The following is a 15,503-nucleotide window of genomic DNA, read 5'->3' on the forward strand; positions in this document are numbered from 1 at the left end:
AACTAAGTAATAGTCAAAAGAAGTGTGTTGATAATTTATTAACACATTATTTAAGCATTAAACAAAAAGCTAAATCTGATCATCATAAAATTGTTGAATTTAAAGCCCCAACAGGTTCTGGTAAAACTTTTATGATTGCTAACTTAATTGATCAAATCATTAGTTATAAAAAAGTTTATCAACCACAACAAAAAATAATTTTTATGATCGGGACACTATCCAGTGCTGAATTACCATTACAATTTGCTAATAATTTAAAAGCGTATAAAAATTATTTAGAGAACAACAACTTAGAAGTGGAATATTTACAATCACCATCAGCAACTGCTAAAAATACTAAAGATGGTAGTTATGATATTAAACTCAAAGACGAAAAGGTGTTAGTTTTTGGTTCATCGACTTTTGGAAATAAAAAAATATTAACCGAACATGGAAAATTAGACGCATTTATAACAGCCATCGAATATGAAGGGTATGAACTGATTTATATTCGTGATGAAGCCCATTATGGATCAGCTAATAAACGCAACATTATATTCAATGATATTTATGATCAACAAAAAGCAAAGAAAATAAGTCAAAAACATGAGGTTCGTGCTGATGCTTTATTACAACGCGCAGCTCGTTTTATTGTGCATATGTCAGCAACACCCAACAACAACTACCCACAAGTTGTTTTAAGTGACAAAGATTTACTAAATGACAATATAGCTTTAGTTAAAAGAATGCCCTTTTTCAACCATGATGTTAAATCGATTGCAATTAATGAAATTGATGATTTTGATTTATTAGATAAAGCATGCGAAACTTACAAAAAAGTTCGCGAACAATATATTGAGGATGATGATTTAAAAGGGATTAATCCAGCGATGTTAATTCAAATTGATGATTCATCAAATATTAACGAAGCAAAAAGAGCTAATTTTGAAGAAAACCTAACTAAAATTAAAAATACGTTAGCTAAACATAATATTGAGTATGCCCAATATTTTAGTGATCAGAAAGTAGATGCTAATACTCGTGAAGTTATAACTTTAAAAGAACTTTCACGTAATAATTCAACAATTCAAGCCATCATTTTTAAAATTGGTCCAGCAACTGGTTGAAATATTCCACGTGCATGTATGCTCGTGCAATTAAGAAATGTTTCGTCTAATAATCTTAGCGTGCAAACCATCGGACGAATCAAACGTAATCCTATCCCTAACAAACAACTACCACAAGAGCACATTTCTAATCATTATTATATTTATTCGAACCACAATGAAAATGATCCTGAAAAAGGAGTGCGTACTTACCAATTAAAGAACCAATATATTAACTGAGCTTTTACATCTGGTGAAATTAATAAACAAGCACATTTAAAAGCTAAGGATGAGCAAATATTTATGAAAGATGTTGTTAATTTGCTCAACGAACAGTATGACAACATTGTTGATTATTTTGATTCTTTAATAAATAAATACCAAAAAGACCATTACTTAATTGGTCATTCCACAGATTTAAAAATGGATGATGGTATAACTAAAAAACTTTTAGAATCTAAAATTGAGAATTCCTTGCATTTAGAATTATTTAAAGATTATTTTTTACAACAAAATAAAGCCTGTTTTTCTGTTAATTTAATCGCGTGCATTGAGCAATGATTTATTGATCGGTTGCAAAAACAACAACACACCAGCAATGTGCTTTTATTTTGATATATAATTGCTAAATACTATAAAAAAGATATTCATCAGCTTTACAAAAAAGCTTTAGCAGCTATTTTAGATACCCAACAACAACCAGAATACATTTTAAAGCATCGGCAAATTCTACCAAATCTTATTTATGCATATGTGCGTGACAAACACAAAATGGTTTTTGATCTTGATAAATACGCTTATAAAAGTACAATTAAAGACCAAACAGAATATTATTTTGACTCTTATACAGAAAAGGCTTTTTGTGAAGAATTATTTAAATATTTACAAGTGCATGAGGACATACATACAAACTTGCAAATTTGAAGTAAAAACCCTGTTTTTCACGGCATTAATTTCCAATATTATGCCAAAAATACCTTATTTGAAATCAAAAATAGTTACCCGGATTTTTTAATAAAATATGATGATCACGAAATCTTTATGGAAATTAAAAGCAAAGATGATTTTGACACGCAAAAAACCGAAGGTATCATTGAAGCATTTGAAAAGTATATTAATCAAATGAATTACGATGACAACATCAAACCATCAAATATTAAATACTTAACTTTATTGGTTATTTATTTGGATAGAAAGGAAAACAATTATATGTATCTAGAAGGTGATAGTAACCATTTAGGAATACGCGAACTTTTATTAAAACAAAAAGGTTATCACACTACAATTAATGACTTATTTGCAGCGATTAAGAAAAACAATCATGCTGCTTAATTAACTTATTTTAGATATTTATAAAAAACAAAGAACAGTTAAAACTGATCTTTGTTTTTTATTACTAGTAAGGTTAAAGTTTTTGAATACGTTAACTTGAAATCCATCAAGGAGTCTAACTATGACCTTATTTTCATTTAATCTATGCAAAACCGATTTACTAGTATTTTTGTCCCTAAGTCATAAAAATCATTCATTGAGAAAATTTTACCTTCATTTTTAGACATTATGGTCTCTATTTTACTAGTAATTGAAGCCATAAATTTATTACCTCCTTGCACCCGAAATTACATATTTTTAGGTGCAAAATGTCAAACATTAATAATTTATTGAAGACTCATGTAATAAAAACAGAAAAGTTTTTAATATATAAACTCCTTCAAAACATCGACCCTTATCTTCGTGCTGAATTCGCAATGACTAAACCACTGTTGCTATTCATTTTCATTGTTTTTCTACAATTGGTTTTCATATTACTTGTAGTATATCAGCTGCAATTATTTCTTGTGTTTTTTTATATAATTAATTACATTTGTTTTTTACTCATATATGCTTATGATGTCTTTAATCTTTTATGATCAAACCTAATAAGATAAAAATATCAAGAGTTAAACTCCTACATTTTCCGATTTAATCTAATAACTTTTAACTCGTGTTTTAAAATGATTCATTAACAAGTTTTAATTGAATTAAAAAACTAACCTGATAGGCTAGTTTTTTAAATATCTGGTTAATTAAATACTAATATTTACAGTTTTGTTTTCGTTATTAAAAACAACGTCTTCACGTGCTTGTTGATCCATATCTGGTGATTGGTTTAGAACATTAATTTTATCAACGCCTAAACGACCATCTTGGTGTAATGATTTTAAAGCATCAGTTTTTTCTTTTGAAAGAACAATTAAGACTAAGTTATCAAAATCTTGTTTGATTGTTTTTTGTAAATCCATGATTTCTTGGTCTTGGTCATCATTAAAGTCGCATAACATCATTAAATTCATTTCTGTTAAGCCACCATAAACATAGTTCATAACACGCATTAAGTTATAGTTCGGTTTCATGTTGAAAACTAATCGGTGATTGTATTCTTTGATTCCTGGTGTAAATTTAACTTTACGTTTTAAAATATTTTTAAAGTAGTTAACTAAATTCATTTTAGCTACTAAATAACCTTCTACACTTAATTTATTTGTGTTTGGACGGATTTTCTTCATCATGTAAATGTAGACAAAAGAGAAGAAGAAAAAGAATAATGTCAATACTAAAGGCACAATGACTTTAGCATCTTTAAAAGTATATTCTCAGACTTGGGGGATGTATTTAAATTGGTCAGATACATCTCCGTTTAAGAGCCCGCCACTCTTATTTAATCCTTTAGCGATTTCGTGACCATTAATTACTAAGTCACCAACATACTCAGATTTTGCTAATTTAATAGAAATAAAACTAGCAGTAATAATTGGTTTAGCCACTCCGGCTAAAATACATGCGATTAAACCAATGATACACGCTCAAAAAAATAAATTTAAGAACAATCTTCCTAAAGACATTTTTTTGCGTGATAAATTGGGATCTAATTTATGATTTGTCGTAAAAAATCATCAATTCATAAACGCATGCAATAAGCGACTTTTTCTTTTAACGTGTGAATCAAAAGTTTGTGTCGCTAAACGCAAGAAACGTTCGTTATCAAAGAATGGTCCGCTGTCATGAACAACTTTGGTACTAAATTCCTTTTGGTTTTCATAATTTCGATTCATTATTATGATTGTTTTCATACATATACCTCATTTCAACCATTTTATTTTATAATAATTATATAAATAAATAAATAAGAAAATTTTGGTCCAGACAAACTTGTTTGTGTGGTCTTTTATTTTTTCAAAAACATAAGAAAGTAAAATATGTCTAAAAAAAACATTCTTGTGATCAATAAACCGCTTGATTGAACATCTTTTGATGTTGTCAATAAATTAAAATACCTTTTGAAGGTTAAAAAAATTGGGCATGCTGGAACTTTAGATCCTAACGCTACAGGTGTTTTAATTATTGGAATAAACCAAGGTACAAAATTATTGGGTCAGTTAACACTGGACGAAAAAGAGTATGTGGCTGACATCTTATTTAATGTCCACACAGATACTTATGATATCGTTGGTAAGGTGCTGTATCGTGATGAAAAAAAAGTGAACTTAGAAATGATTCAAAAAGCAATGGAAATTTTTGTTCAACAAGATTATCATCAAACGCCCCCGATGCATAGTGCAATTAAAATTAATGGTAAAAAAGCTTATGACTTTGCTCGTAAAAACATTCATTTAGAATTACCTTCACGACTTGTGCAAATAAAAGAATATGAAATTATTAGTTTTACCGATAATATTTTAAAAATTCGACTACTTGTTTCTAAAGGCTTTTACATCCGTTCATTCGCTGTTGATTTAGCTAAACAGTTAAATACATATGCCACTTTAAAAAATTTAATCCGTACACGTAGTGGCGAATTTAGTTTAGAAGATGCTATGGAGATTGAAGAAGTTTATGATTATTGAACTCAACAACAAGAACATCACTAATTTACAAATACCTGAGCAAGTCGATTTGGTTATCGGTTTTTTTGATGGTTTACATATCGGTCATAAATATTTGTTTTCCCAATCAAAAAAATTCAGCATTCTTACCTTTAAAAATATTCCGCGCAAAAAAGAAAATTTATACCCTTATTATGAGCGTTTAGCCATTTTAAGTAATTTAGAAAACCTTGTAAATATCTATGTTTATGATATAGAAGCAAATAACTTACCAGCACAAGACTTTATTGATCAATATATTAAACAATTAAACCCACACAAAATTATTGTTGGTCGAGATTTCTTATTTGGGAGCGATCAAAAAGATAGTCATTTCCTAAAAAAACACTGTCCTAACACCATTGTTTCAGAAGTATATGTCAAAGATATCTCGACATCATTAATTAAAAAAGCCATCAAAAACAATCAATGAACTTTAGCTAATAATGTCCTTTTAACACCTTATTATCGCTGTGGAACCGTTGTTCATGGCAGTCAAATAGGCAAAAGTATTGGTTTTGCTACTGCTAATATCGTATATGATGCACACCTTGTGCATTTAATTGACGGAGTGTATTTAACAAGCACGATTGTCAATAATCAAACTTATAAAAGTATTACATATATTGGGATTCCTAAAACCATTGAAAGTCGGGAAACAAAATTTATTGAAACCCACATTTTAGATTTTCATGCTGATATCTATAACCACAACATTAAGGTTATTTTTCATGATTATTTAGCTCCTAATATCAAATTTAAAAACCTTGATGCTTTAATTACAGCCATTAAAGGTTATATTAAACAACGTAAAAAGTTATCATTGAATTGCACACAGTTAGCATAAAAACTTAGAAAAGAAAAATAAGACTTAGTCTTATTTTTTAAATAACAGTTAATACTAAATACGTGAAGCTTGGCGTTTAAAGATTTTGAGTTTATTTTGTAATCGATAAACAATTAGTAAATGAATAGTACACAAGGTACTAATGCTAAAATAAACGATGGCGATCATGATTAATAAATTGTAATATCATTTTAATTTTAAATATGACGCCAGCACACCAAATTGTGCGTTATTTAAGCTTCAATCATGTACGTACCAATCACCAATTTTAAACCCACCAACATTATAGTCAATGTGTAAGCTATAAGCTAAAATATTCGCATACGCAATATAACCAATTAAAAACAAATGAGCCATAATAATGCCTATTTTGTTGATGCTTTGAATTCTTAAGTAGTTGATTAAACCAAAAATAACCATAAAGAAATGCATCATAAAATAAAGACGATCATTCCCTAAACCAATAAAGGTGTATTCTAAAGCATCACTATATAAAATCGGTTCTTGAAATGCTGAACCTATAATTGTAAATAGACCAAGACTGAAGCTGACAAAACCAAAATATTGCAATAAATGTTGCTTATAATCAAAAATCCCAAGCAAAATTAGAATCATCATTACACAGGGACATCAATCTAATAACAGCACTTTACTCATGCGAAACGAATATTCATAATAATGTTGCTGAATATAAATTGGGGAGTGTGTTTTTAAAAAAACTAGTTGCTCAGCATCATAACTATAACGAATTAAAATGAAATAAAGTAAGAAGGCACAACAAAGCACACAATTTAACAATCATTTACTTTTCATAAAATGCTGATTTGATCATCATAGATATTTTTTGTGTTGGCTTTTGATTTGTTTATTTTGGAAAACATAAGTGCAAACAACACTCGTGATAATCAATAAAAAAGTTATTAAGATTAATAAATGATTGTAATACACTAATAGCCCCTCTTTAAAAATGGTAAACCTGGATTTAAAACCTTGTTTAATATATATTATAATATATAAGTTATAGAACTTTATTATTAGGAGAAGTCATGAAAGATTATAAAAGTACATTAAATATGCCGCAAACTGCCTTTGAAATGAAGGCTAATTTAAACACCAAAGAACCAGTTATTCAACAAGAATGATTAGATAAAGCAATTTACCAACAACGTCTATTGATGAATGCACAAAACAAGAGTTATGTTCTACACGATGGCCCACCTTATGCTAATGGGAACATCCATATTGGTCACGCCCTAAATAAAATTCTAAAAGATATTATTATTGCTTCAAAAAACATGCAAGGTTTTTATGCACCATATATCCCAGGATGAGATACACATGGTCTACCGATTGAAGTTGCTTTAGCTAAAAAAGTTAAGTTAAACAACTTAAGTGTTAATGAACGCCGTGATTTATGTGCTAAATATGCTTTAGAACAAGTTGCTAACCAAACTAAACAATTTATGCGTTTAGGGTTGTTCGCTGATTTCAAAGAACATTATTTAACGTTGAATCATGATTTTCAAATTGACCAACTCCAATTATTTTTAGTGTTAATGCAAAAAGGATATGTGTACCAAGATTTCAAACCTGTTTTTTGATCATGATCATCACAATCAGCATTAGCCGAATCAGAAATTGAATATAACGATCGTCAATCACACGCTATTTATGTAGCTATGCCCTGTGTCCCAGATGCTGATTTTGATGATCAAACAGCTTATGTGATTTGAACTACAACACCATGAACATTACCAGCTAACCAAGCTATCTGTATTCACCCATATTTAACATATGCCCTTGTACAAGTTGGTGCGATGAAGTATATTATCGCTGCGAATTTAGTTGACGCATGAACAGCTTCATTAGGATATACGGATTTTCGTATTTTAAAAACATTCAAAGCGCATGAGTTAGAAAATAAACAATATTATTCAGCATATAATAAACAAATTTGCCCAATTATCATGGATGAGTATGTATCAGATACAGATGGTTCAGGACTAGTACATAATGCCCCTGGTTTTGGTTTAGAAGACTATTATGCATGTAAAAAATATGATATTAAAGCACGAGTAATGATTGATCAATTTGGGAAATACAACCAAGAAGTTGATAATCAAGATTTAGTTGGTGTCTTCTATGAAGACGCGAACGCAGTGATTTTAGAGAGTTTAAAAGCCGATGACTTACTGCTTGATCATAAAGTTATTACCCACTCTGTAGCCCATGACTGAAGAACTAAAAAACCAGTGATGTACCGAGCGACAAAACAATGATTTGTATCAGTCCAAAATGCTAAAGATGACATTATTAAAACTTTAGAAAATGATGTGGTAACAAAAAATCCTCGTGGAATTGAACGTATTAAAGAAATGATTATTAATCGTAAAGAATGATGTATTTCTCGTCAACGTGTTTGGGGTGTGCCCATTCCAATGATTTTTGATCAAGATGATAATCCAATATATGATGATGAATTAACGGCGCACATCATTCAAGTTCTAGATGAAAAAGGTCTGAATGCTTGATTTAACGAAGATGTCAGCATCTTCTTAACTCCTAAATACAAAAATACACAGAAAACATATTACAAAGAACAAGATATTATGGACGTATGATTTGACTCTGGAAGTTCATATTCGATTTTACAACGCGCTAATTTAAATTACCCTGCTGATTTATATTTAGAAGGTTATGACCAATATCGTGGTTGATTTAACTCTTCTTTAATTACTGGAACTATTTTTAAAAACAAATCACCTTATAAAACATTATTAGCCCACGGAATGGTGCTAGATGGTAATGGTTTAAAAATGTCTAAATCAAAAGGTAATGTTACCGACCCTTTAGATGTGTGTCAAAAATATGGGGCTGATGTTTTACGTTTATGAGTTAGCAATATTGACTATGAAAATGATTCACGAATTTCAGATGACATTTTAAAACAAACAGCCGAAATCTATCGAAGAATTAGAAATACATTATTTAAATATTCATTATCTGTATTAGCTGATTTTAATCCATCAACAGACTATACAACTGATTTACGACAAGAAGAATACTATGTTTTAAATGAATTCAAAAAGATGTATTTAGCATGTGTGCAAGCATATAATGACTTTAATTTCATGGAAGTTATTAAAAATGTTAATAAATTTATCTTGGAATTATCAGGCTGATATTTTGATTTAATCAAAGATAGTTTATACTGTTTAAAACCAGCTGATTCAGTTCGTAAACAAATTCAATCATGTGTTTATTTCATTTTAAAGAATGCTTTAATTTTATTAACACCAATTATTCCCCATACTTGTGAAGAAGCTTATCAACATTTAAATGCAAATGATAAAAAAGCTTCAGTGAAATTAGAAAATTTCTTAACAGCAGATGAATTTATGCTGATTGAAGAATCAATGATTAAACATGTTAACTTCTTCTTTGATATTAAAGACACTTATTTTGCTCTTTTAGAACAAGCTCGTAAAAATAAAATTATTAACAAAAACAACGAAGCAATTGTTTTTGTTAATCAAGACACAATTAAATGCGATGTATTAAAAAAACAACCAGAAACACTAGCACGTTGATTAAATGTGGCACAAGTGGTTTATACTAATCGTGACGAAGTAGCGCATTCAGGCTTTTTAAAATGCCAACGTTGCTGAAATTACTTTGAACATTTAGATGAAAAACACGACGATATTTGTGTTCGTTGTGCTGCCGTTTTATATGCCTAAAGATTTATATATTCTCAGCATTGAAACTAGTTGTGATGAAACTAGCATGGCTATTTTTCACAACCAGAAATTACTAGCACACACAATTACCTCATCCATGCAAGCGCAAGCTTTTTATGGAGGTGTTGTTCCAGAAGTAGCTTCTCGCTATCATGAAAGTAACATTGTCCCAGTCTTTTTAAAAACTATTCAAGAAGCTCAAATTGCTCCAGAACAATTAACCCACGTAGCTTATACAGCCTTTCCGGGCTTACCAGGTTGTTTACATGTGGGTAAAGTTTTTGCTGATTTAATTAGTCGTTTATATAAAACTGAACTTGTACCCATCAACCATTTACATGCCCATTTATTTTCAGCAGGAATTAATCATCCCATTAAATTCCCTTTTCTGGGTTTAGTTGTTAGTGGTGGGGAAACTAGTATTTATGAAGTTCATGATTATGATGACATCACAATTTTAAACCAAACACAAGATGATGCTGTGGGTGAGGTTTATGACAAAATTGCCCGTCTATTAGATTGATCTTATCCTGGCGGTCCGATTATTGACCAACACTATGATCCAAAGAAAACAACCTTAAAGTTAGTTGAACCACGACCAGTCGCTCATATGTTCTCGTTTTCTGGTATTAAAACAGCTTTCATTAATTATGTCCATAATCACAAACAAAAAAACCTTCCCGTGGATAAAATTACAGTTGCCTCTTCATTGCAAGCTTTCCTTATCCAAGAATTAATTCGTAAAATGACATATTATTTAGGTATCTATCAATTTGATCGGATTTATTTAGGTGGAGGTGTGTCGGCTAATAAGTTGTTACGCCAAGAGATTCAAACGTTAGCATCCGAAGTATATATTCCGGATTTATTATATACAACAGATAACGCGGCAATGATTGGTATTTATGCTTATTTTCTAATTATCAACAACAAAAAATCCGTTTTAGTTAAAAAGAACCATGATTTAAAAAATCCGAAACATTAAAAAGGAGTTAGTATGTTATATCAAAAAATTATGACCTCTGAGTCAGTGGGTGCTGGACATCCGGATAAAATTTGTGATCAAATTAGTGATCATATTTTACAAATTTGTTTAGAACAAGATAAAAAAGCGCGTGTGGCTTGTGAAGTCTTAGCTTGTAATCATTTAATTGTTATTGCCGGAGAAATCACAACAACAGCCTATGTAGATGTTGTACAAACGGCTTGAGAGGTGATTAAACCACTTGGTTATAGTGAAAATGATTTCACTATCATTTCTAATGTGAACCAACAATCAAATGATATTAACCAAGCAGTGGACCAAAATGATGTTGTTAATGCAGGAGATCAAGGGATTGTTTTTGGTTATGCTTGTAACGAAACACCAACCTATATGCCACTAGCAATTTCTATGGCGCATGATTTAGTACGGATTTTAGAACAAAAACGTCTTGATCAATCAATCCCTTATATCAAGAGTGATATGAAATCACAAGTAAGTATTAATTATTCACAAAATCCAATTAGTATTGATACGATGCTTGTTAGTGTACAACATGCTGAAGACTATGATAAAGAACAATTAGAAAAAGATGTTTCGCAAATTATGGTGCAGGTTGCACAAAAATACCATTTAAATACTGATTTTAAACGTTTTATTAATCCATCTGGTAAATTTGTGATTGGTGGACCGATTGGGGATACTGGTTTAACCGGCCGGAAAATAATTGTTGATACTTATGGTGGGTATGCCAAACATGGCGGGGGTGCTTTCTCAGGAAAAGATCCTTCAAAAACTGATCGTTCAGGAGCATATTTTGCACGTTGGATTGCTAAGAACGTTGTCGCAGCTGGTTTTTGCGATACTCTAGAAATTCAATTAGCTTTTGCGATTGGTAAACCTAAACCAATTGCTATGTACATTGATTGTTTTAACACTAATAAAATTGATGAGAATTTGTTATTCAATGTGATTCAAAACAGCTTTAATTTCAGTGTTGACCACTTTATTAAAGAATTAGATCTAATCAACGCTCCATACAAGGATGTTGCTGTTTATGGACATTTTGGTCGTGATGACATTGATTTACCTTGAGAACGTTTAAATAAGGTCGAAACACTAAAAGAACAATACACATTATTAACTAAAAAGAATTATTTATAGACTGAATTGGACTAAACAAAATGCGTTATCAAACATTTGAGTTTAATTATCCTCATTCAGCTAATAAACCACAGACAAAATTGTTATGAAAACAAATTGTTCGCGATTATTTTAATATTAAAAAAACCAGTTCATCCCAATTAACATACAACATTGCTATGGGTGGATTAATACTAGCTTTCTTTTTGATTGCCCGTTTTATTACTAAAAACCTAGATTTTTTAAACGGTTCAAGCTGACAGTTACAAATGGCTGTGTTAGTAATTGGGTTAATGGTCATTCCTAATTTTTATTACAAACTCTTCTTTCTCATATTAGCACCTATTTGTATGTTAATTATTGGTTTTGGTGCTGAACCATTTCTGGGTTATTTATTCCCCCACTATTGCTTTGCTGGCTTTTTGTTTTTTGATTTAATCATCTTACGAATAAACTTTAAACGCCAAACAAAACACCAAACAGCTTGAGCTTTTAGTTGATTAATAATTTTTAGTATTATTGCTTACTTTGGTGTTTGAATTTTTTATAGTACCCAAGGTTATTTATTTTATGGAGTCGATTGAATAGGTTCAATGATCTATAATGCGACGGTTGTTTTTGGTTCATTAGCAATCAACATTTGAATCACTTTATTGTTTATTCGACCTATGAATGAAATCAAAAAATTTATGGTTGCTCAACATTTAAAATACTAAAAAGTAAAATAAAAAAGAAGTCGGTGGTGACTTCTTTTTTTATACTAAAGAATTACTTTTATAAAGTTCTAAGACTTCAATGATCATTATGCACATCTTCATATATATAAGCTGAAGAAAATTGTACAATCAAAAAACCATTTTCCTGGTATTTATTAGTTATTTCAATTGAAGAATCCTGACTCATGAAACGATCGAATTGAATCATATTTGTTAAATGGACGCGAATTTCATATGGATATTTAATGACAAAGTCAGTAATTAAACTATCTAATATAATTTGTTCACTAACATTTTTATAAACATTTTTTAGTTTACTTAAGCCTAATTTAACTTTTCCAAAATATCGGACAATGCAGATCATATTGTTGACCAAATCATATTTTAATAAGTTGTTTAGAATCATCATTCCAGCCGAATTTTTTGGTTCATTATCATCATCGGCTTTGATCAACACCTCATCTCCTGACCAATAACGATAAGCATAAACAATATGTGTGGCATCGTAGTAAGTACGGCGTAATTCGTTGAGCAAAGTTTCTACTTCGTGCTCGTTATTGACAGGATATAAAAACCCATAAAAGTTCGACTTATTAATATTATATTTGTTCTGTTTGCTCTGTTTGATCGTCTTGAATGTTTGCATAGTGTTCTTTTAACTCGTCGCCTAAATATTCATAATCCTTATATTTATGATCAAACATAAAAAAAATCAAACTATTTAGGAAAAAAGCCACGCGTTTATCAGGAATTAGATGCTTTTGATGAAAGTGGTGATGCAAGATTTTTAAATAACGTTTATGGACTAAAAAGATAATAGTAAAAATGATTAAAAAAAGCACGATTCCCATGGTTGGGACCAAGATATATAATTTATCTATGCCTTTATTTAGAATGGAAATCAGAAAACAAAAAACAAGTGCAATTAAAAATAATAAGGCCATAGCATAATATTTTAATGTGGGGTATTTTCTGGTTTGTTGATAATGATCAATACAGTCAATGATTCGGTTTGTCATATTCGGCTTTCTCTGTGGATTATTGTTTATTTTATATTACAATTTAATTATATTATATATATAATAGGAAAGTGTCGGTGGAAAAATGGCAGATTGTTTATTTTGTCAAATTGTAGATAAGAAAATTAGTGCGCAAATTGTGGATGAGAATGACGATGTCATGGGTTTTTTAGACATCTCACCTGCAGCGCCTGGACATTTATTGATTATCCCTAAAAAGCATTACGCAAATTTTGGCTTAACAGAAGTATCTTATTTAGAAAAAATGATGCATATGGCAAAGAATTTAACCTTTGCACTAGAGGATGCATTAGAAAACGTTGCCGGCTTTAATTATTTAATTAATTCTTACCCAGCAGCTGGTCAAGTTATTATGCATACACATCTACATATCATTCCTAAATATGCCAAAGACGAAGGTTTTTATTTTGGAGCAAACAAAAAAACATTATCAGATGAAGAGCAAACAGCAGCTAACCAACAAATTTTTAAAAAGGTATCTCGTGTTGTTCAAAAACAAAAGAAATCGCGTTTGGGCAAACACTTTTTAGTATAAATATGAATAATTTTAGAACTCCAATATCAATCATTGCTAATGCAACACTAAGCACTTTAAAAAGAGTGTACGATTTCTTACGTGCTAGTTTTTCAAACAATATTAATATGGACTTTCGTTTATTGCACGAAGAAATCAATAAAATTTATAAAAAATGACTAGGGTATTTACGCAAACACCCGCTGAACCGTGAAAAAATCCGAAACCCTGTAATTAATAATTTTATTGATTCATGAAATGCGTCAATAGAAAATGATTATCATAAATCATTTCTTTTTATTAATCAATTTTTTGTTGCATTACCCTATATTATGCTTTCTTACACTGATAGTCCAACAACAACCAAATCTATCAAATGATTTATTGGACGTAAAACTTTTGGTGTGTTCAAACAATGAGATCAATTAGAAGGATTTTGTAAGCAAAACCTGCAACATAAAATGCTATCATCAGAACAATCTTTTATCAAAGACGATAATAAGGCGTCAATTTTGGATGAATTGCAAAAAGTGTACAACCAATACTGATTAGTTCATTTAAAACATAATGAACGAAAAATTGAGTTACGGGGATATTTTTTTACTCACCATTGATGAGTTTTTATTGTTGGTTTAATCATTTTAGGTTTAATTGTTTTCATTATTGTCATCGCAGCAACCCATAAAAGCTAATAAATGTCAATTTATTTTCTTGATAATTAAAAAAAGAGGCAAAAAAGGCCTCTTTTTTTCATTGTGTGATAAACTATACTTGAAAAAAATGGAACAAAATTATTAAGTAATTAAGTTCTGATAATATTAATAGTTAAAAAATACATAAATGTAAAACTAGGAATTTTAAACAATGAAACAAAAACAAAAACGTATTTGAGGGTTAGTACTAGCTCCTATTAGTCTGACAGCCCTAATCACTCCCATCATATCGAGTTGTGCGGACAAAAATAACAAAACAACCAAACAAGATATAACTCCCCAAGACTTTGAAAAAGTTAAAGCTGATTATAAAGCTCATTTGATAAAACTGGGATTAGATAAAGAAACGGCCGAAGTACTTGGTGCGCCATGACTGAAATTAGTAGATGAAATGTATAACAATGCCAAAAATGATATTGAAAAACAAGCAGCCATACAACTTTTAAAAAAACTAATTGAAGAGGAAAATGTTAAACAGTTGGTTGACATACCAATATATAACGAACCAGGTAAAATAGATAATGAACACAACGAAACACCAGATGCTCCAAATGTTCCATCTACAACTCTGACTAGAAATGAAATTATTGATCAAATTCTAGCTCGTAAAGGGGAACAAAAGAAATATGGAGAATTAAACAATGTCGATGCTTTTTACTGAGCTCGTTTTTGAAATTCACCATTCGAACAAATACGTAATCTTGCAAAGGGATTAGATGAAGCTATCGACTTAAATAAATCATCTACATTTAAACCTTTAATTGACAAGGGATTATACGAAAAAACATTCCTAGCTGAAGCTGAAAAACAAATTGCCAATT

At 30.1% G+C, this 15,503-nt stretch carries 13 protein-coding genes and 1 pseudogene; 10 read left to right on the top strand and 4 right to left on the bottom strand.

Translation table 4 applies throughout. The annotated features are described in order from the left end of the window. Positions 1-2,417, top strand: a 2,417-nt coding sequence (locus OF376_RS03050) for a DEAD/DEAH box helicase family protein (RefSeq protein WP_263822050.1), incomplete at its 5' end; no start/stop codon positions are given. 734 nt (positions 2,418-3,151) lie between these two features. Here the strand turns inward: OF376_RS03050 and OF376_RS03055 are convergent. Beyond that, the gene (locus tag OF376_RS03055; RefSeq protein WP_263822051.1) at positions 3,152-4,195 is read right to left on the bottom strand and encodes a hypothetical protein; all 1,044 of its coding nucleotides are present in this window, start codon (positions 4,193-4,195) and stop codon (positions 3,152-3,154) included. A gap of 126 nt (positions 4,196-4,321) precedes the next feature. On the opposite strand from OF376_RS03055, the gene truB reads away from it, so the two are divergent. Both truB and ribF read left to right on the top strand, forming a co-directional pair. After that, on the top strand, positions 4,322-4,993 hold the full coding sequence (truB, locus tag OF376_RS03060) for a tRNA pseudouridine(55) synthase TruB (RefSeq protein WP_263822052.1): 672 nt from the start codon (positions 4,322-4,324) through the stop codon (positions 4,991-4,993). Further along, positions 4,959-5,834, top strand: a complete 876-nt coding sequence (gene ribF / locus OF376_RS03065) for a riboflavin biosynthesis protein RibF (RefSeq protein WP_263822053.1) — start codon at positions 4,959-4,961, stop codon at positions 5,832-5,834. The genes truB and ribF overlap by 35 nt, the downstream gene beginning before the upstream one ends. A 54-nt stretch (positions 5,835-5,888) precedes the next feature. Here ribF and OF376_RS03070 read toward each other — a convergent pair whose 3' ends face one another. Continuing rightward, positions 5,889-6,782 carry a DUF5378 domain-containing protein gene (locus tag OF376_RS03070; RefSeq protein WP_263822054.1) on the bottom strand — a complete coding sequence of 298 codons (894 nt, stop codon included), beginning with the start codon at positions 6,780-6,782 and terminating at the stop codon, positions 5,889-5,891. Between the two features lie 98 nt (positions 6,783-6,880). Here OF376_RS03070 and ileS point away from each other — a divergent pair, with 98 nt between their 5' ends. The 4 genes from ileS to OF376_RS03090 are packed head-to-tail and all read left to right on the top strand — an operon-like array spanning position 6,881 to position 12,415. Next, positions 6,881-9,574 carry an isoleucine--tRNA ligase gene (ileS, locus tag OF376_RS03075; RefSeq protein ID WP_263822055.1) on the top strand — a complete coding sequence of 898 codons (2,694 nt, stop codon included), beginning with the start codon at positions 6,881-6,883 and terminating at the stop codon, positions 9,572-9,574. After that, complete coding sequence (gene tsaD, locus OF376_RS03080; protein WP_263822056.1) at positions 9,567-10,559, top strand: tRNA (adenosine(37)-N6)-threonylcarbamoyltransferase complex transferase subunit TsaD; 993 nt, start codon at positions 9,567-9,569, stop codon at positions 10,557-10,559. Before ileS ends, tsaD begins: the two co-directional genes overlap by 8 nt. Positions 10,560-10,571: 12 nt before the next feature. Continuing rightward, the gene (gene metK, locus OF376_RS03085; protein ID WP_263822057.1) at positions 10,572-11,720 is read left to right on the top strand and encodes a methionine adenosyltransferase; all 1,149 of its coding nucleotides are present in this window, start codon (positions 10,572-10,574) and stop codon (positions 11,718-11,720) included. Positions 11,721-11,740: 20 nt separating this feature from the next. Then, positions 11,741-12,415, top strand: coding sequence for a hypothetical protein (locus OF376_RS03090; protein ID WP_263822058.1), 675 nt, complete (start codon positions 11,741-11,743; stop codon positions 12,413-12,415). A 58-nt stretch (positions 12,416-12,473) separates the two neighbouring features. Here OF376_RS03090 and OF376_RS03095 read toward each other — a convergent pair whose 3' ends face one another. Then, the gene (locus OF376_RS03095) at positions 12,474-13,061 is read right to left on the bottom strand and encodes a YigZ family protein (protein WP_263822059.1); all 588 of its coding nucleotides are present in this window, start codon (positions 13,059-13,061) and stop codon (positions 12,474-12,476) included. Then, entirely contained in the window at positions 13,015-13,434 is a 420-nt protein-coding gene (locus OF376_RS03100) for a hypothetical protein (RefSeq protein WP_263822060.1), read from the bottom strand. The genes OF376_RS03095 and OF376_RS03100 overlap by 47 nt, the downstream gene beginning before the upstream one ends. A gap of 85 nt (positions 13,435-13,519) precedes the next feature. On the opposite strand from OF376_RS03100, the gene OF376_RS03105 reads away from it, so the two are divergent. The 3 genes and pseudogenes from OF376_RS03105 to OF376_RS03115 form a co-directional block, all read left to right on the top strand. Continuing rightward, a complete protein-coding gene (locus OF376_RS03105; RefSeq protein WP_263822061.1) occupies positions 13,520-13,990 on the top strand; it encodes an HIT family protein in 471 nt (156 codons plus the stop codon). A gap of 2 nt (positions 13,991-13,992) precedes the next feature. After that, positions 13,993-14,661, top strand: coding sequence for a hypothetical protein (locus tag OF376_RS03110; RefSeq protein WP_263822062.1), 669 nt, complete (start codon positions 13,993-13,995; stop codon positions 14,659-14,661). Between the two features lie 172 nt (positions 14,662-14,833). Further along, positions 14,834-15,503 (top strand): annotated as a pseudogene (locus tag OF376_RS03115) (hypothetical protein); the annotation flags it as partial.

The organism is Ureaplasma miroungigenitalium, from assembly GCF_025780085.1.
Taxonomy (GTDB): Bacteria; Bacillota_I; Bacilli_A; order Mycoplasmatales; family Mycoplasmoidaceae; genus Ureaplasma; species Ureaplasma miroungigenitalium.